The organism is Pseudoduganella sp. UC29_71 (assembly GCF_042693265.1).
Lineage (GTDB): Bacteria > Pseudomonadota > Gammaproteobacteria > Burkholderiales > Burkholderiaceae_D > Rugamonas.
The window spans coordinates 6,168,403-6,188,166 of the sequence record NZ_CP170549.1; the positions used below are offsets into that span (position 1 = coordinate 6,168,403).

Annotated in this window: 19 protein-coding genes and 1 pseudogene; 6 read left to right on the top strand and 14 right to left on the bottom strand. The window is 65.3% G+C overall.

Annotated features, from left to right (window positions below; all coding sequences use genetic code 11):
• Position 1: 1 nt before the first annotated feature.
• The 3 genes from ACFJI2_RS27605 to ACFJI2_RS27615 are packed head-to-tail and all read right to left on the bottom strand — an operon-like array spanning position 2 to position 2,940.
• Entirely contained in the window at positions 2–1,306 is a 1,305-nt protein-coding gene (locus tag ACFJI2_RS27605; protein ID WP_377702721.1) for an amidohydrolase family protein, read from the bottom strand.
• Positions 1,307–1,327: 21 nt separating this feature from the next.
• Complete coding sequence (locus ACFJI2_RS27610; protein ID WP_377702722.1) at positions 1,328–2,479, bottom strand: dipeptidase; 1,152 nt, start codon at positions 2,477–2,479, stop codon at positions 1,328–1,330.
• Positions 2,476–2,940: a RidA family protein gene (locus tag ACFJI2_RS27615; protein WP_377702723.1), complete on the bottom strand. Its 465-nt coding sequence runs from the start codon at positions 2,938–2,940 to the stop codon at positions 2,476–2,478. Before ACFJI2_RS27615 ends, ACFJI2_RS27610 begins: the two co-directional genes overlap by 4 nt.
• 130 nt (positions 2,941–3,070) lie before the next feature.
• On the opposite strand from ACFJI2_RS27615, the gene ACFJI2_RS27620 reads away from it, so the two are divergent.
• Entirely contained in the window at positions 3,071–3,775 is a 705-nt protein-coding gene (locus tag ACFJI2_RS27620; RefSeq protein ID WP_377702724.1) for a transcriptional regulator, read from the top strand.
• A gap of 12 nt (positions 3,776–3,787) precedes the next feature.
• On the opposite strand, the gene ACFJI2_RS27625 is transcribed toward ACFJI2_RS27620, so the two are convergent.
• The 7 genes from ACFJI2_RS27625 to ACFJI2_RS27655 all read right to left on the bottom strand — a co-directional run bounded on the left by ACFJI2_RS27625 (position 3,788) and on the right by ACFJI2_RS27655 (position 11,179).
• Complete coding sequence (locus tag ACFJI2_RS27625; protein ID WP_377702725.1) at positions 3,788–4,831, bottom strand: histone deacetylase family protein; 1,044 nt, start codon at positions 4,829–4,831, stop codon at positions 3,788–3,790.
• A gap of 6 nt (positions 4,832–4,837) precedes the next feature.
• A complete protein-coding gene (gene gshA, locus ACFJI2_RS27630) occupies positions 4,838–6,430 on the bottom strand; it encodes a glutamate--cysteine ligase (RefSeq protein ID WP_377702726.1) in 1,593 nt (530 codons plus the stop codon).
• Positions 6,431–6,576: 146 nt separating this feature from the next.
• Entirely contained in the window at positions 6,577–7,407 is an 831-nt protein-coding gene (gene prmC, locus ACFJI2_RS27635; protein WP_377702727.1) for a peptide chain release factor N(5)-glutamine methyltransferase, read from the bottom strand.
• Positions 7,404–7,877: a disulfide bond formation protein B gene (locus tag ACFJI2_RS27640; protein ID WP_377702728.1), complete on the bottom strand. Its 474-nt coding sequence runs from the start codon at positions 7,875–7,877 to the stop codon at positions 7,404–7,406. Before ACFJI2_RS27640 ends, prmC begins: the two co-directional genes overlap by 4 nt.
• Positions 7,878–7,959: 82 nt before the next feature.
• Entirely contained in the window at positions 7,960–9,036 is a 1,077-nt protein-coding gene (gene prfA / locus ACFJI2_RS27645) for a peptide chain release factor 1 (RefSeq protein WP_132133861.1), read from the bottom strand.
• 72 nt (positions 9,037–9,108) lie between these two features.
• Positions 9,109–10,383, bottom strand: coding sequence for a glutamyl-tRNA reductase (hemA, locus tag ACFJI2_RS27650; RefSeq protein WP_377702729.1), 1,275 nt, complete (start codon positions 10,381–10,383; stop codon positions 9,109–9,111).
• Positions 10,384–10,489: 106 nt separating this feature from the next.
• The gene (locus tag ACFJI2_RS27655; RefSeq protein WP_107869710.1) at positions 10,490–11,179 is read right to left on the bottom strand and encodes a response regulator transcription factor; all 690 of its coding nucleotides are present in this window, start codon (positions 11,177–11,179) and stop codon (positions 10,490–10,492) included.
• A 215-nt stretch (positions 11,180–11,394) separates the two neighbouring features.
• On the opposite strand from ACFJI2_RS27655, the gene ACFJI2_RS27660 reads away from it, so the two are divergent.
• On the top strand, positions 11,395–11,910 hold the full coding sequence (locus ACFJI2_RS27660) for a hypothetical protein (protein WP_377702730.1): 516 nt from the start codon (positions 11,395–11,397) through the stop codon (positions 11,908–11,910).
• 3 nt (positions 11,911–11,913) lie between these two features.
• Here the strand turns inward: ACFJI2_RS27660 and minE are convergent, their stop codons facing one another.
• The 4 genes and pseudogenes from minE to metE all read right to left on the bottom strand — a co-directional run bounded on the left by minE (position 11,914) and on the right by metE (position 16,352).
• Positions 11,914–12,165: a cell division topological specificity factor MinE gene (minE, locus tag ACFJI2_RS27665; RefSeq protein WP_056400827.1), complete on the bottom strand. Its 252-nt coding sequence runs from the start codon at positions 12,163–12,165 to the stop codon at positions 11,914–11,916.
• A 1-nt stretch (position 12,166) separates the two neighbouring features.
• The gene (gene minD / locus ACFJI2_RS27670; RefSeq protein ID WP_377702731.1) at positions 12,167–12,982 is read right to left on the bottom strand and encodes a septum site-determining protein MinD; all 816 of its coding nucleotides are present in this window, start codon (positions 12,980–12,982) and stop codon (positions 12,167–12,169) included.
• A gap of 18 nt (positions 12,983–13,000) precedes the next feature.
• A pseudogene (minC, locus tag ACFJI2_RS27675) lies at positions 13,001–13,787 on the bottom strand (septum site-determining protein MinC).
• Positions 13,788–13,982: 195 nt separating this feature from the next.
• The gene (metE, locus tag ACFJI2_RS27680; RefSeq protein WP_377702732.1) at positions 13,983–16,352 is read right to left on the bottom strand and encodes a 5-methyltetrahydropteroyltriglutamate--homocysteine S-methyltransferase; all 2,370 of its coding nucleotides are present in this window, start codon (positions 16,350–16,352) and stop codon (positions 13,983–13,985) included.
• Between the two features lie 114 nt (positions 16,353–16,466).
• Here metE and ACFJI2_RS27685 point away from each other — a divergent pair, with 114 nt between their 5' ends.
• From ACFJI2_RS27685 to phbB, 4 genes are all read left to right on the top strand, one after another.
• Positions 16,467–17,375, top strand: a complete 909-nt coding sequence (locus tag ACFJI2_RS27685; RefSeq protein WP_107869715.1) for a LysR family transcriptional regulator — start codon at positions 16,467–16,469, stop codon at positions 17,373–17,375.
• A gap of 107 nt (positions 17,376–17,482) precedes the next feature.
• Complete coding sequence (locus ACFJI2_RS27690) at positions 17,483–17,716, top strand: hypothetical protein (RefSeq protein ID WP_377702733.1); 234 nt, start codon at positions 17,483–17,485, stop codon at positions 17,714–17,716.
• Between the two features lie 56 nt (positions 17,717–17,772).
• Positions 17,773–18,951: an acetyl-CoA C-acetyltransferase gene (locus ACFJI2_RS27695; protein ID WP_377702734.1), complete on the top strand. Its 1,179-nt coding sequence runs from the start codon at positions 17,773–17,775 to the stop codon at positions 18,949–18,951.
• A gap of 66 nt (positions 18,952–19,017) precedes the next feature.
• The gene (gene phbB / locus ACFJI2_RS27700) at positions 19,018–19,758 is read left to right on the top strand and encodes an acetoacetyl-CoA reductase (RefSeq protein ID WP_056400845.1); all 741 of its coding nucleotides are present in this window, start codon (positions 19,018–19,020) and stop codon (positions 19,756–19,758) included.
• The last annotated feature ends 6 nt before the right edge of the window (positions 19,759–19,764 follow it).

Consider the following 19,764-nt stretch of genomic DNA (forward strand, 5'->3'; position numbering starts at 1 on the left):
CTTAGTCCTTGTGTTCCGGTATCGGCATGAACTTGTAGTCGTCGCGTGCGAACTGCTGGCCACGTTTGACGGTCAGCACCACCGAACGCACGTTGGCGATATCCTGCAGCGGATCTTTTTTCAGGAACACCATGTTGGCCAGCTTGCCCGCTTCCAGCGTGCCGAGGTCGTGCTGCTTGCCCAGTGCGATGGCGGCGTTGGCGGTGGCGGCGATGATGGCTTCGTTCGGCGTGAAGCCGGCATACTGCACCAGGCGTTCCAGTTCGCGGTCCAGGATAGGGTAGGGGTCGTCGCCCAGACCGTCCGAGTCGGTGCCGGCGATGATCTTCACGCCTGCCCGGTGCGCGGCGCGCGTGATGTCGCCCGCCAGTTCAATCCGGCAGCGCGGCGTGTCCTTGGGGGCGTACACGCTCAGCGTGGCGTCCAGCAGCGAGCCGGATTTGGCCAGCGCCGCGATGTATTTCCGGATGCCGGGATCGGCCGCCGTCAGACCGGCGTAGGAAGGCTCGCCGCCGTGGCCATACGCCGCCTTGCCGGCCTCGCGCACATAGCGCGCCACCATGCACGCGTGCGACACCGTCGTGGCGCCCAGCGTGTCGTACGGCGTGGAAGGGTAGACCTGCTGGTGCGTCCACACCGGGAAGCCCTGGCGCTTGCCTTCCTTGATCAGTTTCGCTACCAGCGGGCCGGGCAGGTTGGCGTAGATTTTCAGGCCGGTGGCACCGGTGCCGCGCGCCTGCGCGATCGCCAGTGCGATGTCGGTCTTGCCGTCCACGGAGTAGAGCCAGGGCACTTGTCCGGGCACCATGCCTTGCGCGGCGGCGACGGTGCGCGGGTCCTTGAAGAAGCTCGGGCCGGCCACCAGTGCGGCGTAGTAGATGTCCGGCGAGGGGATGCGGTTCAGCAGCGCCTCGCGCGACAGCGAAGCCAGTTCGCGCGCGTCGCCCGCCATGTCGCGCACGCCGGTCACGCCGCCGTACAGGTTGCGCTTCAGTTCCGCTTCGGCGTAGGGCCGGTCCGGGTTGGTGGCGTAGTGCACGTGCGAGTCGATCAGGCCGGGCACCACGTACAGGCCCTGCGCATCGTAGACGCTGGCATCGGCGCCGGCGGCCAGTTGCGCGTCCGGTACGATGGCCTTGATGCGCTCGCCCTCGACGATGATGGCCATGCCGGTGCGCGGCGCGGCGGCGGTGCCGTCGATCAGCGTGGCACCGCGGTATATGGTTTGCGTGGCGGCTGCGTGCACGGCGCCGGCGCACAGCAGGGCGATGGCGGCCGCGATGGGCTTGCGGATATTGAAGGACATAAGGTCTTTGCTCAGAGTGGATCAGCCCCACACGCCGCCGGCGGTGCGCAGGAAATTGAGGCCCAGGATTTTGTCGATGCGGTTTTCGCTGTGGCCGCGCCGGGCCAGCAGCTCGGCCAGTTTCCAGAATTTGTCCGGCCCTTGCAGGTCGGGCAGGAAGGGCACGATGTCGGCGCGTTCGCCGGTGGCGCCTATGCCGCTGGCGCGCCGCTGCGCCACTTCCTGTTCCAGCGCGCGCATATAGGCCGGCATGTCGTCGATGGCACTTACGTTGCCGTCGGTGCCGATGCCCACATGGTCTTCGCCGCACACATGGATGGCGTGCTCGATGTGCGCCACCAGGTCCGCCGCCATGGGCTGCCTGCCGATGGCGAGGAAGGGCATGAAGTAGATGCCGACGAAGCCGCCCTTGTCGGCCACGATGCGCAGTTCGCGATCTGTCTTGTTGCGCGGCAGGTCAGCCACGGCGCGGCAGCCGGTGTGCGTGATGGCGATAGGCTGGCGGGAGGCGGCGACCGCGTCCAGGCATGTGCGTTCGCCGCTGTGGCTCAGGTCCACCAGCACGCGGTGCTGGTTCAGCGCCTGCACCACCTCGCGGCCGAAAGGCGTGAGGCCGCGGTTGTCCGGCACCATGGCGCCGTCGCCGAGCTGGTTGGAACCATTGTAGGTGAGCTGGATGACACGCACGCCCTGCCTGGCAAAGGTCTCCACGCGGCGCGCGTCCTTGCCCATCATGGCGGCGTTCTGGAAGCCGAGGATGATGCCGGTGCGGCCCTGTTCGTGCGCGCGGCGGATGTCGGCGGCCCCGTGGACTTTTACCAGCTTGTCGTTGCGGCGGATGAAGGCGTCCCATGCGGCCACTTCGCGCAGGCTCTGCTCGTAGGGATCATCCTTGCCGAACACGAAACCGATGGTCATGTTGAAGGCGCTCAGGCCTGCCGCCCTGGCGTCCGCGAAGGAGCGCGCGTCGATGCCGATGGCGTTCGGGTCATCCTGTTCCGCCTGCGGGCGGTTCGGGTTGTCGATGCCGCCCAGCGCGTCGATGATGATGGGGCGGCGCGCGCGCAGGGCGGTCGCCTCGCTCGCATGGGCCGCCTCGGCCAGCACGGGCAGCGTGGCGCCTAAGCCGAGGACGGCGGCCTGCTGCAGGAAGGCGCGGCGGCTGGCGCTCATTGCGCGTCCCGCCTGGCGCGCGGGGGCACAGCGGGCCTGGCTGCCGGTGCCAGGGGCGCATACGCCAGGCACTCGATCTCGATCTCTCCGCCCAGCGCCAGGGCGTTCACGCCGAAGGCGCTGCGCGCGGGCAGGCGGCCGGGCTTGAAGTAGCCGGTATAGATCTTGTTGAAGTCGCCCCACTTGCCCATGTCGGCAATCATCACCGTACATTTGACGATGTGCTCCATGCTCAGGTTCATGCCCTTGAGGATGTCCTGGATATTGTCCATGGCCTTGCGCGACTGGGCCTCGAAGCCGCCCGGCACCAGGCCGTTGGCGTCGGTGCCCATCTGGCCGGACAGGTGGATGTAGTCGCCGGCGCGCACCGCCAGCGTGAAGGGCCGCGACGCGGGATTGCCTTCGTTGTGGTAGTCCAGTTGCGGCGCGCTGCATGCAAGGCCCGGAACGGCGAGCGCCATGGCAGTCGCCAGCTTTTTGTAGTGTCTGCGTTTCATGCGGAAAATTATAGGCAGGAGTTGGCCCGTTCGGTAAACATTCTGTTGAAAATGGCCATTCGGTTAGAATGCTTCAACAATTTGTTGAGATTTCATGATGATCAAACCATCCCCCGCCATCCAGGCCGAACGCGACGCCGTCATCAACGCCCTGCGCCCCGTGGTGCCCATGCTGGCCGCCATGGCCGGCACGCACCTGGAAGTGGTGCTGCACGATGTGAGCCGCCCGCATCATTCCGTGGTGGCCATCGCCAACGGCCACATCTCCGGCCGCGTGGTCGGCAGTTCGGTGCTGGAGGGGCCGCACGGCGACAAGGGCTTCGCCGCCGCCACGCGCGTGATCTCCACCAAGGGCGCGGTGCACAGCGTGGTCGACGGCTACACCACGGTGACGGCCGGCGGCCGCACGCTGAAATCCGCCTCCGCGATTTTCCGCGACGCCAGCGGCGTGCCCTTCGCCACGCTGTGCCTGAATGCGGACGTATCGGTGTTCCAGGCCACGCATGCCTGGCTGGAGCAGATGCTGCAGCCCTTCCGCCAGGCCCAGGCGCAGGCGGCGGCGCCCGCCATTGCGGCGGCCCCGCAGATGGACGCGCTGATGCAGGAAATTATCGGCGACGCGGTGCCGCTGGCGAAGATGAGCAAGGAAGAAAAAATCCAGGCCGTGCGCGAGATGCAGCGGCGCGGCCTGTTCATCGTGAAGGGGGGCGTGCAGCGCGCTGCGGCGGCGCTGCAGGTGTCGCGCTTCACGATCTACAACTACATGGAAGAGCTGCGCCGCCGCGAGGGCGTGCAGTGAGGCGTGCAAGCGCTACAGCGCGGTCTCGTAGCCTTCCAGCACATTGACCACGTTCACGCCCAGCTCTTTCACCGCGTAGCCGCCCTCGAACACAAAGGCGGTCGGCAGGCCGAGCCAGGCCAGGCGTTCGCCGATGCGCAGGTAGTCCGCGCTTTGCAGCGCGAAGTGCGACAGCGGATCGCCCGCGAAGGTGTCCACGCCCAGCGACACCACCAGCGCTTCCGGCGCGTACATCTGCAGGCGCAAACAGGCTGTCTCCAGCGCGGCGAACCAGGCTTGCGGGCTGCTGCCGTGCGCCAGCGGCAGGTTGACGTTGAAGCCCAGGCCCGCACCGGCGCCGGTTTCGTCCGCGTGGCCGAGGTAGAACGGATATTCCTGGCGCGGGTCCGCGTGGATGGACACGAACAGCACGTCGTTGCGTTCGTAGAAGATGCTCTGCGTGCCGTTGCCGTGGTGGTAGTCGATGTCCAGGATGGCGACCTTGCGCGCGCCGTCGTCCAGCAGGTGCTGGGCCGCCAGCGCGGCGTTGTTCAGGAAGCAGTAGCCGCCGTAGAAATCCGCGCCGGCGTGGTGGCCGGGCGGGCGCGTCAGCGCAAAGGTGCTGCGCTCGCCCAGGCGCAGCGCGTGCGCCGCGTTCACGGCGCAGTCGGCGCCGGTCTTGGCGGCGGTCCAGGTGCCGGCCGTGATGGGCGTGCCGCTGTCCATCGAATACAGGCCCAGCTTGGCGCAGAAATTGTCCGGTTCGATGTCCGAGCGCAGCGAGCGCACCGGCCACACGGCGGGGAAGGCGTCCTTGCCGGCGTTGGCCGGGTCGAGCGCCAGCCATTCATTCCAGGCGCCGCGCAGGAACTGCAGGTAGCGCGGCGTGTGCACGCGCTCCAGGGTCATCAACGGCACGCCGTGCGGCGTGACGATCTGGCCCAGGCCGCGCCGGCCCAGTTCGGCCAGCACGGCGTCGGCCCGCTCCGGCTTTTCGAAGCAGGGCACCATCTCGCCGCGGAAGATTTCGCAGCGGCCGTGGTGCTGGCCGTGCTGCTCGTTATAGAAGGTCAGCACGGTGGCTTAGCCAACGTTTTTGCACAGATTACTGTTGCGGTAGGCCGCCACGAAATCGTCGAAGCTGCCGGTGTTGGCCGCTTCCATGGCGGCCTGCTCGGCCAGCGACGTGGCCGCTTCCGCTTCGAAATAGGCGGCTTCCCCGGCGGTAGGCGGATGGCTGCGGAAGTAGGCCGCGTGGCGCTCGCTCTGCTGCAGGCCGAAGGCGCTGAACGAGCCGCCGTTGGCGCGCAATTCGCGCAGCACGCGCGCCGACGGCGTGCGGTCCGGGTCGTCCAGCTTGGCCGCCTGCAGCGCCATGGAATCGGCGTGCACGCTGTCGCCGCGCACGCGGTCCAGCAGCTCGGCCACCGGGCGGATGCGCTCCAGTAGCTCGCGGCCCCAGGCGGCCAGCTCCACTTCGGCGCCGTTCTTCCGCAGCGTCAGGCCCGGACGGCGGCCCTCCTTCACGGTGCGCGCGAAGTTCTCGGTGTAGATGCGGCCCTGTTCTTCCGAAATGACCGGGCTTTCCTCCAGCGCGCAGAACAGCAGGAAGGCGTCCAGGAAGCGGCCCGTTTCCAGGCTGATGCCGATCGGTTCGAACGGGTCCACGTCCATGCAGCGCACTTCGATGTACTGCACGCCGCGCGAGCACAGCGCCTGGATCGGGCGCTCGCCGCTGCGGATCACGCGCTTGGGCCGGATGGTCGAGTAGTACTCGTTCTCGATCTGGATCACATTGGTCGACAGCTGCACCCACTCGCCGTCCTTCTTGGTGCCGATTTCGGCGTACGGCGCGTAGGGCTGGTTCACCGCCTTGGTCAGCGTGGCCACGTAGCTGTCCAGGCAGTTCTCGTGCGGGCTCAGGCCGGACTGGGCGTCGTTCTGGTAGCCCAGGTCGCTCATGCGCAAGCTGGTGGCGTGGGGCAGGTAGAGCGTGTCCTCCGACAGGTGCTCCAGCTTGTGCGGGCGGCCGCGCAGGAAGCTGGACGACAGCGCCGGCGAGGCGCCGAACAAGTACATCAGCAGCCAGCTGTAGCGGCGGAAATTGCGGATGGTGGCGAAGTAGCTTTCCGACTGGTAAGCCTTGGCCGACAGCTTGCGCTCGGACGGCTCGTTCTCGTCCAGCAGGCGCCACAGCTGCTCGTCCAGCGAGTAGTTGTAATGGATGCCGGCGATGCACTGCATGGCCTTGCCGTAGCGCAGCGCCAGGCCGCGCCGGTACACATGCTTGAGCATGCCCATATTGGATTTGCCGTACCAGGCGATCTCGATGTCTTCCTCGGCCGGCAGCTGGCAGGGCATGGACTGGCTCCACAGCATCTCATTGCCCAGCTTGCTGTAGCTGAAGCGGTGGATGGCGTCCAGCTTGTCCAGCGTGATGGCGATGTCGTGCTCGGCCGGAGTGATGAACTCCAGCAAGGTTTCTGCGTAATCGGTGGTGATCTCAGGATGCGTGAGCGCGGAACCCAGCGCTACCGGGTGCGGGGTCGTCGCCAGGTGGCCGCTGGGGTCCACGCGCAGGGTTTCTCGTTCAATGCCGCGCAAGCCGCCGCCCAGCACCGCGCGGTGCTTTTCATCGGCCAGAATGGCCAGGCGGCGCGTCAATAGGTTGGACAATTTGAGCTTCCTTTCTGGTGCAGCAATTTAAGATTGGTGCGAGATTAACCGAAAACGGACAAGCGCGTCGGAGACGGCCCAAAAAGCTCGGATTGCTATATTAACAAACTGCGCGGAGCCCGCGTGAAACCGTGCGGCGGCGCGGTTCAGGGGCGGCGGCCGCCGGTGACGCGCTCGATGCCGGCCAGGTCGCGCCAGCTTTGCACCTCAGTGTACCCCTGCGCCGCCAGCAGCGCGCGCACCGGTTCGGCCTGGTCGTAGCCGTGCTCCATCAGCAGCCAGCAGCCGGCTTCCAGGTGGGCCGGCGCGCCGGCGATGATGGTGCGCAGGGCGTTCAGGCCGTCCGCGTAGTCGGTCAGCGCGCCGCCCGGTTCGAAGCGCAGGTCGCCTTCGGACAGGTGGCGGTCGCCGTCGGCGATGTAGGGGGGATTGGAGACGATCAGCTCGTAGCGCTGGCCGGCGGCGGCGCCGTACCAGTCGCTTTCCAGGAAGCGCACGGCCACCTGGTTCAGCGCGGCATTGCCGCGCGCCACCTCCAGCGCGGCGGGGCTCACGTCCAGCGCGGTCACGGCGGCGTCGCGCCGGCTGTGGGCCAGCGCCACGGCGATGGCGCCGCTGCCGGTGCCCATGTCCAGCACGCGGCCGGACGGCGGCAGCCGCTCGATGGCCAGCTCCACCAGCAGCTCGGTGTCCGGGCGCGGGATCAGCACGGCCGGGCTGACGTTGAACGGCAGCCCGAAGAACTCGCGCTGGCCGACGATGTAGGCGATCGGTTCGCCGTCCAGGCGGCGCTGCAGCAGCGCGCCCAGGCGGACCGCTTCGTCTTGCGTGAGGGTGCGTTCGGACTGGGTGATCAGGCCCACGCGCGTCAGGCCCAGCGCGTGGCAGATCAGGATGCGGTTATCGAGCGGGTCCAGGCGCTGCGCGTAGTGCGTTTGCGCCTGCAGTGCGGCGACGGTGGCGCCGGCTGCGATCATCGTGCGCGGCGGCGCAGCAGGGACCAGCCCAGCGCCACGGCAAACAGGCCGAACCACACGAAGGCCCACTGCGGGATCGACATGCCGAGCAGGCCCTCGGTGGCGTTCTCGCACAGGCCGTCGGCCTGGAACAGGAAGGGCAGGTAGGTGGCGGTCGGGATCTTGTTCAGCATGGTTTCCATAGGATCGATACCGCAGGACAAGCCGGGGTGTGCCAGCACATACAGGTGCTTGCCGGCCACGCCCAGCCCGCCGAGCGCGCCCAGCAGGCCGACGCCGGTGCCGATCAGCGTGTTCTTCATGAAGTAGCCCGCCAGGCAGGCGATGCCGATCAGCAGGAACAGGTAGCGCTGGATCACGCACAGCGGGCACGGCAGCAGATCCACCACGTGCTGCAGATACAGGGCGACGCCGATCAGGCCGAAGCAGGCGAGGGCGATGGACAGGAGCAGGGAACGTGGATTCATCATGGCATTGAAAAGATTATAGGCGGGCCAATTCTCGCACAAAGCGGCAGGGGCGCGCCTTAAGCCTCAATTAATCGCAGTTGACTCAATCGCCCAGCGCCGCCAGCAGCTCGGCCTGGTGCTCGGCGGCCAGCGCGTTGGTCAGCTCGGTCAGGTCGCCGTCCATGATGAAGTCCAGCTTGTACAAGGTGAGGTTGATGCGGTGGTCCGTCATGCGCCCCTGCGGGTAGTTGTAGGTGCGGATGCGCTCGCTGCGGTCGCCCGAGCCGATCAGGCTCTTGCGGGTGGCCGCTTCCTTCGACTGCTGCTCGCGCAGCTGCACGTCCTTGATGCGCGCCGCCAGCACCTTCATGGCCTGCGCCTTGTTCTTGTGCTGCGAGCGGTCGTCCTGGCACTCCACCACGATGCCGGTGGGCAAGTGGGTCAGGCGCACGGCCGAGTCGGTCTTGTTGATGTGCTGGCCGCCGGCGCCGGAGGCGCGGAAGGTGTCGATGCGCAGGTCGGCCGGGTTGATGTGCACGTCCTCCACCTCGTCCGCTTCCGGCATCACCGCCACCGTGCAGGCCGAGGTGTGGATGCGGCCCTGGGTCTCGGTGGCCGGCACGCGCTGCACGCGGTGGCCGCCGGACTCGAATTTCAGCTTCGAGTACACGCCGTTGCCCACCAGGCGCACGATCACCTCGCGGTAGCCGCCCAGGTCGGACGGCGACTCGGACACCATCTCCACCTGCCAGCGGTTGCGCTCGGCGAAGCGGGTGTACATGCGCAGCAGGTCGCCGGCGAACAGGGCCGACTCGTCGCCGCCGGTGCCGGCGCGGATCTCAAGGAAGATGTTGCGCTCGTCGTTGGCGTCCTTGGGCAGCAGCATCTTCTGCAGCTCCAGTTCCAGCCCGGCCAGGCGCTCCTTGCCCGCCTCGATTTCCTCCTGCGCGAATTCCTTCATTTCCGGGTCGGCCAGCATGGCCTGCGCCTCGGCGATGTCGCCCAGCGCGCCCTGGTAATCCTTGTACAGCGCCACCAGCGGCCCCAGTTCGGCGTGCTCGCGCGTCATCTTGCGGTAGCTGTCCATATTGGACGTGGCGCCTTCGGACATCAGCAGTTCGTCCAGTTCGTCGAGTCGGTTTGCCAATTGGTCCAGCTTGGCCAGCATTGATGGTTTCATGGGTGCTCTATGGAATACGTTGGAAGGTCAGGCGGTACTGCTGCGGCGCGCGCGCCGGGGAGGCGGGCTGCGCTAACGGCGGCCGCGGAACATCTGGGGCAGCAGCGTGGCGAGTTGGGCACGCTCGTCGCCCTGGGCTCGGTGCAGCGCCTGCTGCGGGCCGTGCATGAACTTGGCCGTCAGCCCCTTGGACAGGGCTTCCAGCACGGCGTCGATATCCTCGCCCTTGGCCAGCATCTTGCGGGCGCGTTCCAGCTCCGCCTGGCGCATGGCTTCGCCGCTTTCCTGCAAGGTCTGGATCACCGGCACCACGGCGCGGTCGTCCACCCAATGCATGAAGGACTGCACGCGGGTTTCAATAATGGCTTCGGCCTGGGCCACCGCCGCCTGGCGGTTCTCCATGCCGGTCTGCACCACTTTGCCGAGGTCGTCCACGGTGTACAGGAACACGTCGTTCAGGCGGCCCACTTCCGGTTCGATGTCGCGCGGCACGGCCAGGTCCACCATGAACATGGGCTTGTGGCGGCGTGCCTTGATGGCGCGCTCCACCATGCCCAGCCCGATCAGCGGCAGCGACGAGGCGGTGCAGGAAATGACGATGTCGTAGTGCTGCAGGCGGTCCTGCAGGTCGGCCAGGCGGATGGCCCGGGCGCCGAAGCGGTGCGCCAGCAGCTCGCCGCGCTCCATGGTGCGGTTGGCGATGGTGAGGCTTTTCGGATTCTGCGCCGCGAAGTGCGTGGCGCACAGTTCGATCATCTCGCCGGCGCCGATGAACAGCACGTTCTGCTCGGAGACCTTGTCGAAGATGCGCTGCGACAGGCGCACGGCGGCGGCCGCCATGGACACGCTGTGCGCGCCGATTTCGGTGGTGCTGCGCACTTCCTTGGCCACCGAGAAGCTGCGCTGGAACAGCTGGTGCAGATAAGTGCCCAGGCCGCCCGCTTCCTCGGCGGTGCGGATGGCGTCCTTGATCTGGCCCAGGATCTGGGTTTCGCCCAGCACCATCGAGTCCAGCCCGGAGGCGACGCGGAAGGTGTGGCGCACGGCCTCGTGCTGCGGCAGCATGTACAGGTGCGGCCGCAGTTCGCCGTAGTTGAGCTTGTGGAAATCGGCCAGGAAGTGGCCGCCCGCGTCGAGCGGATTGGCGACGTGGCTGGCTGCGTACAGCTCGGTACGGTTGCAGGTCGACAGGATGGCCGCCTCGTCGCTGCCCACCGGGTCGATGCGCTCGAACCACGCGCGCGCCGCCGACACCGCCTGGCCCAATTGCTCAGGGGCGAACGCCAGCTGTTCGCGCAGCGACACTGGGGCGGTGGTGTGGTTGAGGCCGACGGCAAGCAGTTGCATTTTAGACAGTGTGCGGACGGGATAGGAACGTTACCGGCCATTATACCGTGATGCGTCCGGCCTCACCGGCAGGCGGGGCCGATAGCCCCTATACTGATCCGGCGGATCAGGCGCCGAGCTTTTCCAGGCGGTAGCCGTAGCTGTACACCGGCACCAGGCGGAAGCCGTTTTCCGGCTTCAGCTGCAGCTTGTTGCGCACGCGCGAGACGTGGGTGTCCATGGTGCGCGAAGGCACGGCGGTTTCGCGTATCCACACGGCTTCATGGATGTAGGCGCGCGACAGCGGGCGGCCGATGTTGCGGAAAAACAGCAGCGCCAGGTAAAACTCCTTGTGCGTCACGTCCAGTACATTGCCGTCCATCAACAAACGGCCTGGGCGCGTTTCGAAGACGTACTGGCCGAATTGCAGCTGTTCGGCGCCGTTCTGGGTAGGATAGGCGCGCCGCAGGAGGGCTTGCACGCGCGCCACCAGCTCGCTGCGGCGCAGCGGCTTGATCATGTAATCGTCGCTGCCGGCAGCCAGGCCGGCCACGATGTCGTCCTCGCCGGAGGCGGTGGTGAGGAACAGCACCGGCGCCTGTTCGGGCATTTTTTCGCGCGCGCGCCGCACCACTTCGGCGCCGCTCATGTCGGCCACTTGCCAATCCAGGATCAGCATGTCATAGCTGTCTTTGCGCAAGTGGCCGAGCAGGTCCTTGCCGGTCTGGAAGCCGTGGCAAATGTGACCCGCCGAGGTCAGCACCTGGCATATCACATCGGCTTGGCTGCGGTCATTGTCTAGAACTACGATTCTCATGATGATAGGCGGATCAAAAGCCGGCAGTGGGACTGCCGTTATTGTTGAATTATAGTCATACACGGCCGACAGAGTGTTAATTACTTCAGGAATGGAATTTTTCCTGTAGGAATTACTAATGTTCTTATGCAAACTCGCCGTATGATCACACGGTACACGCATGGAAGGGCCTTTTCAATGGCCTTTGGTACAATTGCGTAACACAAAAAGTCACTATGTTTACAAAGAAAGATGCCAAATGGACATTGATTCCGGCCTCCGACAAGGAGCTGGAAGAGGTGCGCGCGCGTTGCCGGCGCCTGGTGCAGCGCCGCGCGGCGGTGTCGGCCGGCATTTCGGCGGTGCCGATCCCGGGACTGGACGTGGTGTCGGACTTGCGCCTGTTTTCCGAGCTGATCGAGGATGTGAACCGCGAGTTCGGCCTCACGCCGGAACAGGTGGGGCGCTTGCAGCCGCGGTTCCGGCTGCTGGCCTATCAGGCCGCCGTCAATGCGGGCGGCACCATGGTGGGGAAATACGTGACGAAGGAAGTGGTGCTCAAACTGCTGCAGCGGGCCGGCGCCGGCATGGTCGCCAGGCAGGCTACCCGTTTTGTGCCGCTGGCCGGCCAGGCCACGGCGGCGGCGATCGGCTTTTTCGCCTTCCGCCAGATCGGCTACCAGCACGTGGAAGCCTGCGCCAGGGTGGCGCAGGAAGTGATGCTGGCGCAGCAGAAAGCTGCGCCTGTCTGACAATCAGGCGTCCGGCAGCACCACGTTGACGTCCAGCACCTCCAGGTTGCCCTGGCGGTCCAGCGAAATCTTGATGTCGTCCGCGTTCACCTTGGTGTACTTGGAGATCACCTCGATCAGTTCCTTGTGCAGGGCAGGCAGGAAGTCCGGACCGGCGCGGCCATTGCGTTCGCGCGCGATGATGATCTGCAAGCGTTCCTTGGCGGCGGTGGCCGTCTTCGGCTTGGACGGGAACAGGAATGACAGCAGGGCCATATCACTTCCCTCCGAAAATACGCTGCAGCAGGCCCGGCTTTTCGTAGGTCGTGAAGCGCAGCGGCAGGTCCTGGCCCAGGAAGCGCGACACCACATCTTCGTAGGCGTCGGCCACGTCGGTGCCCTTGAAGTGGATGGCGGGATTGCCCTGGTTCGATGCGTGCAGCACCGATTCCGATTCCGGAATGATGCCGATCAGCGGAATGCGCAGGATTTCCTGCACGTCCTGGTACGACAGCATCTCGTCCGCTTCCACGCGCTTCGGCGAGTAGCGGGTGATCAGCAGGTGCTCCTTGACCGGTTCGCCGCCCGATTGCGCGCGGCGCGATTTGGCCTGGATGATGCCCAGGATGCGGTCCGAGTCGCGCACCGACGATACTTCCGGATTGGTCACCACCAGTGCCTCGTCGGCGAAGGTCAGCGCCATCAGCGCGCCGTGCTCGATGCCGGCCGGCGAATCGCAGATGATGTATTCGAAGCCCATGTTGATCAGCTCGTGCAGCACCGCTTCCACGCCTTCTTCCGACAGCGCGTCCTTGTCGCGCGTCTGCGAAGCGGGCAGGATGAACAGGTTGTCGCAGTGCTTGTCCTTGATCAGCGCCTGGGTCAGCGACGCTTCTTTATTGATGACGTTGATCAGGTCGTACACCACGCGGCGTTCGCAGCCCATGATCAGGTCCAGATTACGCAGGCCGACGTCGAAGTCGATCACCACGGTTTTGTGTCCACGCATGGCCAGGCCGGAGGAGAAGCTGGCGCTGGAAGTGGTCTTGCCGACACCGCCCTTACCGGACGTTACAACGATAATTCTTGCCACGAAAGAGTCCTTTTCAGATTAAGCGCGAGTAGGCGAATTGACAGATAGTATATCGATTCGGTCGCCAACCAGGCTGATTTGTGTGGGTTTGCGTGCGTGCTCGGCAGGGAAACCGTCTTCAAATGTGCTGTAAAACACCCGCAATCGACACCAATTCCGGCGACATCGACATAGCGAAGATGCGCGCCTCGGCATTGCCGGACGCTCCCGCCAGCGCGCGGCCGTTGAGGGTGTTGTAAACATGGATGCTGCCGTCGGCGATGATCTCGGCGCCGTTGTTGACCACGGCCGTCACGATCAGGTCGCCGCCGCGCGCGTAGATGCGCTGGCCGGCGCGCACCGGGGTATCGATGATCATGGTGCCGGCGGGGGCGCTGACGGGCGCCATGGTGGGCGCGGCGGTGCCCGATGCGGCGGTCGGCGTCGGCACCGGCGCTTCCGCCTTGGCCGGCGGCCGCGGCTTGGGCGCCGGTTCCTCGTCGCGCTTGCCGCTGTCGAGCGACAGGCCATGGGCCACGATGTCGTCCATCATGTCCGGCGCGGCGTTGCGCACGGCCACCGGATTCAAGCGGTATTTTTTCAGCAGGGCAATGATTTTTGCCCAGTCGATACGTTCGCAATTGGGCGCCAGCGAGCCGACGTCAATCACGGCCAGGTCGCCTTCAAAGAAGTCGGGCACGCCGCCGGTCATTTCGTTCAGCGCGGCGTCGAGTGCAAGGCCGTCCGAGGTGTACAGGATGGCGGAAACAGCGACTACAGTGGAAATCTTGATTTCGATGGGCTTTTGGAACGAGCTTTTGGACATAAAACGATCAGTAAAGGAGTCGGCTTGGCGGCCCATCGGCCGGGATTTGCCAAAGGCTCAAGCATTTTACTGTGGTTGCGGCGGAAATGGGAGTGCCGTTTTCATCAGGAAAACGGCCGGGAAGGCAGGCGGCATGCGGCGTTGGCCGTTCCCGCAGGGGGAACGGCCGGGGCAGGGAGGCGGGGCGCCAGCGCCTTATGCGGCGCGCAGCTCGCGCGCGGCGGCCACCATATTGCGCAGCGCGCTTTCGGTCTCGGGCCAGCCGCGCGTTTTCAGGCCGCAGTCCGGATTCACCCACAGCTGCGCCGCCGGGATCACGGCGCTGGCCTTTTTCAGCAGCTGCACCATCTCCGCCGTGTCCGGCACGCGCGGCGAGTGGATGTCGTACACGCCGGGGCCGATCTCGTTCGGGTAGCGGAAGGCGCCGAAGCCGGCCAGCAGCTCCATGGCCGAGCGGCTGGTTTCAATCGTGATCACGTCCGCGTCCATGGCGGCAATCTGCGGCAGGATGTCGTTGAACTCCGCGTAGCACATATGGGTGTGGATCTGCGTTGCGTCTTGCGCCACGCTGGCCGACACGCGGAAGGCGCGCGTGGCCCAGTCCAGGTACTCGCCCCAGCGGCTGCGGCGCAGCGGCAAGCCTTCGCGCACGGCCGGCTCGTCGATCTGGATGATGCCGATGCCGGCCTGTTCCAGGTCCGCCACCTCGTCGCGGATGGCCAAGGCGATCTGCAGCGTGGTCTGCGCGCGCGGCTGGTCGTCGCGCACGAAGGACCATTGCAGGATGGTCACCGGGCCGGTGAGCATGCCCTTGACCGGTTTGTCCGTCAGCGATTGGGCGTGGACGGTCCAGTTCACGGTCATGGCCTGCGGGCGGGCCACGTCGCCGTAGATCACCGGCGGCTTCACGCAGCGCGAACCGTAGGATTGCACCCAGCCCAGCTGTGTGAAGGTAAAGCCGTCCAGCTGTTCGCCGAAGTATTCCACCATGTCGTTGCGCTCGGCTTCGCCGTGCACCAGCACGTCCAGGCCCAGTTCTTCCTGGCGCGCGATGGCGTAGGCGATTTCCTCGCGCATGCTGTGCTCGTAGGCGGCCGCGCCGATGTCGCCGCGCTTGAAGCCGGCGCGCGCCGAGCGGATGGCCGGGGTTTGCGGGAAGGAGCCGATGGTGGTGGTGGGGAAGGACGGCAGCCGGAAGCGCGCGCGCTGCACCGCCTGGCGGGCAGGGAAGGGCGAGGCGCGGCGGTCGGCGTCGGCCGGCAGCGCGGCGATGCGCGCCGCCACGGCCGGGTTGTGCACGCGCGGACTGGCGCGGCGGCTGGCGCATGCGGCGCGCGAGGCGGCCCAGGCGGCGTCGAACGCGGCGCTGTCGGCGGCGTTGCCGAAAGACGGCGCCGGGGCCGGCACCGCGCCGGCCCGCAGCAGCGCCGTCTTCAGCAGCTCCAGCTCGTCCAGTTTCTCGCCGGCGAACGCCAGCCAGCTCTTGATTTCCGGGTCCAGCGCCGTTTCGTTCTCCAGGCTGAACGGCGTGTGCAGCAGCGAGCACGAGGTGGACAGCCACAGCTTGCCGCCGCGCTTGGCCGCGATGGGCGCCAGCTGCGCCAGCGCCAGGTCCAGGTCGGTGCGCCAGATACTGCGGCCGTCCACGATGCCCACCGACAGCACCTTGTGCACCGGCAGCCAGTCCGCCACGCTGGTCAGTTCATGCGCGGCGCGCACGCCGTCCACGTGCAGGCCCGCCACCGGCAGGCGGCACGCCAGGCTCACGTTCTCTTCCAGCGGCGAGAAGTAGGTGGCCAGTAGCAGCGGCACGCCCACCTGGTTCAGCTGCCAGTACGTGTTTTCAAACGCGCTGCGCCATGCCGGCGGCAAGTCCAGGCCGAGGATGGGCTCGTCGATCTGCACCCAGCTCACGCCTTGCTGCTTCAGGCGGTCCAGCACCGCGCCATACACCGGCAGCAGCTTTTCCAGCAGGGCCAGGCGGTCGAAGCCGGCCGCGCGCTCCTTGCCCAGCCACAGGAAAGTCAGCGGCCCGATCAGTACCGCTTTCACGGAGTGGCCCAACGCCTGCGCATCCGCCACTTCCGCGAACAGCCGCTCGCTGGCCAGCGAAAATTCCGTCTCCGGCGAGAATTCCGGCACCAGGTAGTGGTAGTTGGTGTCGAACCACTTGGTCATTTCCAGCGCGTGCGCATCGTGGTGGTGATGGGTGCAGCCTTCTTGCTGGTCATGGTGCTCATGCCCGGCGTGCGACACGCCGCGCGCCATGGCGAAATAGCGCGCCAGCTGGCTCTGCTGCGCCCCGAACTGGAAGCGCGCCGGCTCGCAGCCCAGCAGCTGGATATGGTTGGCCACCTGGTCGTAGAAGGCGAAGTCGCCCACCGACACCAGGTCCAGGCCGGCGTCGCGCTGTTGCGCCCAGTGGCGCGCGCGCAGGGCCGCGCCGGCCGCTTCCAGCTCGGCTTCACCGGTCTCGCCGCGCCAGTGCTTTTCCAGTGCAAACTTCAGTTCGCGCGCCGCGCCGATGCGTGGAAAGCCGGGAATGTGTGTCTGAATTGGTTTCATGAAAGTTGTCATCCGCATTAAATATTGGTGGGGTAAAGTGTGCGGCAAAGGCGTTTATAATCAAAACGAAAGATTTTGCGCTTCAACTTGAAAATTATTAATACGAGGCCCACCATGCTGGAAATCCGCCACCTCCGCACCCTTAGCGCCCTCCGCTCCGCAGGCAGCCTGGTGCGCGCTGCCCAACTGCTGAACCTGACCCAGTCGGCTCTGTCCCACCAGATCAAATTGCTGGAAGATCGCTACGGGAGTCCGCTGTTTGAGCGTAAATCGGTGCCGATCGGCTTTACGGCCACGGGCGCGCGGCTGCTGCGCCTGGCCGATACGTTGCTGCCGGAAATCGAGCAGGCCGAGCGCGACGTGGCGCGCCTGTCGCAAGGCGACCAGGGCCAGCTGCGCGTGGCGCTGGAGTGCCATACCTGCTTCGACTGGCTGATGCCGGTGATGGACGAGTTTCGCAAGCGCTGGCCGGAAGTGGAAATCGACCTGGTGTCCGGCTTCCACAGCGAGCCGGCCGACTTGCTGCGCGCCGGCAATGCCGACCTCGTCATCGGCTCCGACTACAGCGCCGATTTCGCCACCTTCCCGCTGTTCCGCTTTGAAATCCTGGTGGTGATGGCGCAAAAACACCGGCTGCAGTCGCAGCGCCGCCTGAGCGCGGCCGACTTCGAAGGCGAAACGCTGATCACCTACCCGGTGCCCGAGTCGCGCATCGACCTGATCCGCGAAGTGCTGCGCCCGGCCGGCATCGCCTTCGACCGCCGCACCGCAGAATTGACCGTGGCTATTTTGCAGCTAGTCGCCAGCCGCCGTGGATTGGCGGCTTTGCCAAACTGGGCAATTAAAAACTATGTCGATTATGATTATGTCAGTGCCCGTCCTGTCGGAGAGCAAGGTTTATGGAGCGACTTATTTGTTTCCGTACCGGAACCATTACGCAATAAAGCGTATGTACTGGATTTCGTTAATGTGATACGGGAACAGTGCGCAGCGTCGCTAGATGGAATCAAGTTACTATCATAAATTGCCGTGACAATTGCTGCTCGGGTTTGATCAATATCAAAGCCCACATGTTGTAGAGCCGCTAGGATGGGTGTTTGCTGCGGAAACCCCGTACCCACAAGGACTCCATGTTTAGCCTCGAACAGTATTCGCACACGCATTCCCTGATAGAAGTTCAACTCCGCAACTTCTCCGAGCTGGCCGATTTCCAGCAGGATTTTGTTAAAGCGACGCTCGCCCACTCCATCGTTATTTCCCGCCAGATATACAACGCTTTAAATGGCACGGGCGTGCTGTTCGCTGAAGCATCCGAGCAAATACAAGGGTTATTCCACCAGACGCCCAACAAATCGTTAGAATGAAGACACCGTTAATCTTAATCACCTGACCACTCGGTTGGAATCTTCTGGAGAATCAAATGGATGATGTAGTTATCGTAGCGGCTGGCCGCACTGCAGTAGGCAAATTCGGCGGCAGCCTGGCCAAGATACCGGCGGCTGAACTGGGTGCCCATGTCATCAAGGGGCTGCTGGCCAAGACCGGCCTGGATGCCAACCTGATCAACGAAGCCATTCTCGGCCAGGTACTGACCGCCGGCGTGGGCCAGAACCCGGCACGCCAGGCCGTCATCAAGGCCGGCTTGCCGACCAGCATTCCGGCCTACACCATCAACAAGGTGTGCGGCTCGGGCCTGAAAGCCACCCACCTGGCGGCCCAGGCCATCAAGTGCGGCGACGCCAACATCATCATCGCCGGCGGTCAGGAAAACATGAGCGCCGCGCCGCACGTGCTGAACGGCTCGCGCGACGGCTTCCGCATGGGCGACGCCAAGCTGACCGACACCATGATCGTGGACGGCCTGTGGGACGTGTACAACCAGTATCACATGGGCGTGACCGCAGAGAACGTGGCGAAGAAATACGACATCTCGCGCGCCGCGCAGGATGAGTTCGCGCTGCAGTCGCAGCTGAAAGCCGAAGCGGCGCAGAAGGAAGGCAAGTTCAAGGACGAGATCATTCCGCTGGAAATCGCGCAGAAGAAGGGCACCGTCGTGTTCGACGCGGACGAATACATCAAGCCCGGTTCCACGCTGGAAGCGCTGGCCGGCCTGCGTCCCGCCTTCAACAAGGAAGGCAGCGTCACTGCCGGCAACGCGTCCGGCCTGAACGACGGCGCCGCCGCCGTCATCATGATGTCCGCCAGCCAGGCGCGCGAACTGGGTCTGACCCCCCTGGCCAAGGTGAAAGCCTACGCCTCGTCCGGCATCGACCCGGCCTACATGGGCATGGGTCCGGTCTCGGCCGCCAAGCTGTGCCTGAAAAAAGCCGGCTGGACCCCGGACGACCTGGACCTGATGGAAATCAATGAAGCCTTCGCCGCGCAGGCGCTGGCCGTGAACAAGGAAATGGGCTGGGATACGAGCAAGATCAACGTGAACGGCGGCGCGATTGCGATCGGCCACCCGATCGGTGCATCCGGCGCCCGTATCCTGGTGACCTTGCTGCACGAAATGGTGCGCCGCGACGCCAAGAAGGGCCTGGCATCGCTGTGCATCGGCGGCGGCATGGGCGTGGCGCTGGCAGTCGAGCGCGCGTAACGCCCAGCAGTAACGTAGTAGCAGTTCAGTTCTTTTAGTGTTCGAAACAATAAGAGGGGATGACAAATGGCAAGAATTGCATTGGTAACAGGTGGTATGGGTGGTCTGGGCGAAGCGGTGTGCATCAAGCTGGCCGCGCTGGGCTATAAGGTTGTGACCACATATTCCCCGAGCAACAAGAAGGTCGACGAATGGCTGGCCACAACGCGCGACATGGGCTTTGATTTCAAGGCTTACCCGTGCGACGTGGCGGATTACGACTCGGCGCAAGCCTGCGTCGCCGCCATCGTGAAGGACATCGGCCCGATCGATGTGCTGGTCAACAACGCCGGCATCACGCGCGACATGACCTTCAAGAAGATGGACAAGCTGAACTGGGATGCGGTGATGAGCACCAACCTGGACTCCGTGTTCAACATGACCAAGCCGGTAGCGGATGGCATGGTGGACCGTGGCTGGGGCCGCATCATCAACATCTCGTCCGTGAACGGCCAGAAGGGCGCCTTCGGCCAGACCAACTACTCGGCCGCCAAGGCCGGCGTACACGGTTTCACCAAGGCGCTGGCGCTGGAAGTGGCGCGCAAGGGGGTCACCGTCAACACCATCTCGCCGGGCTACATCGGCACCAAGATGGTGACCGAGATCCCGCAGGAAGTGCTCGACTCGAAGATTCTGCCGCAGATTCCGATGGCCCGCCTGGGCAAGCCGGAAGAAGTAGCCGGCCTGGTGGCCTACCTGGCCTCCGAGGAAGCAGCCTTCGTCACCGGCGCCAACATCGCCATCAACGGCGGCCAGCACATGTCCTAAGACAGG

Coding starts and splice junctions, on each gene's coding strand:
- prfA (WP_132133861.1), bottom strand. CDS start 9,036: ATGAAACCATCAATGCTGGCCAAGCTGGACCAATTGGCAAACCGACTC.
- ACFJI2_RS27640 (WP_377702728.1), bottom strand. CDS start 7,877: ATGATGAATCCACGTTCCCTGCTCCTGTCCATCGCCCTCGCCTGCTTC.
- ACFJI2_RS27655 (WP_107869710.1), bottom strand. CDS start 11,179: ATGAGAATCGTAGTTCTAGACAATGACCGCAGCCAAGCCGATGTGATA.
- ACFJI2_RS27615 (WP_377702723.1), bottom strand. CDS start 2,940: ATGGCGCTCGCCGTTCCGGGCCTTGCATGCAGCGCGCCGCAACTGGAC.
- hemA (WP_377702729.1), bottom strand. CDS start 10,383: ATGCAACTGCTTGCCGTCGGCCTCAACCACACCACCGCCCCAGTGTCG.
- ACFJI2_RS27605 (WP_377702721.1), bottom strand. CDS start 1,306: ATGTCCTTCAATATCCGCAAGCCCATCGCGGCCGCCATCGCCCTGCTG.
- ACFJI2_RS27685 (WP_107869715.1), top strand. CDS start 16,467: ATGCTGGAAATCCGCCACCTCCGCACCCTTAGCGCCCTCCGCTCCGCA.
- ACFJI2_RS27620 (WP_377702724.1), top strand. CDS start 3,071: ATGATGATCAAACCATCCCCCGCCATCCAGGCCGAACGCGACGCCGTC.
- ACFJI2_RS27690 (WP_377702733.1), top strand. CDS start 17,483: ATGTTTAGCCTCGAACAGTATTCGCACACGCATTCCCTGATAGAAGTT.
- phbB (WP_056400845.1), top strand. CDS start 19,018: ATGGCAAGAATTGCATTGGTAACAGGTGGTATGGGTGGTCTGGGCGAA.
- ACFJI2_RS27610 (WP_377702722.1), bottom strand. CDS start 2,479: ATGAGCGCCAGCCGCCGCGCCTTCCTGCAGCAGGCCGCCGTCCTCGGC.
- minE (WP_056400827.1), bottom strand. CDS start 12,165: ATGGCCCTGCTGTCATTCCTGTTCCCGTCCAAGCCGAAGACGGCCACC.
- ACFJI2_RS27660 (WP_377702730.1), top strand. CDS start 11,395: ATGTTTACAAAGAAAGATGCCAAATGGACATTGATTCCGGCCTCCGAC.
- metE (WP_377702732.1), bottom strand. CDS start 16,352: ATGAAACCAATTCAGACACACATTCCCGGCTTTCCACGCATCGGCGCG.
- prmC (WP_377702727.1), bottom strand. CDS start 7,407: ATGATCGCAGCCGGCGCCACCGTCGCCGCACTGCAGGCGCAAACGCAC.
- ACFJI2_RS27695 (WP_377702734.1), top strand. CDS start 17,773: ATGGATGATGTAGTTATCGTAGCGGCTGGCCGCACTGCAGTAGGCAAA.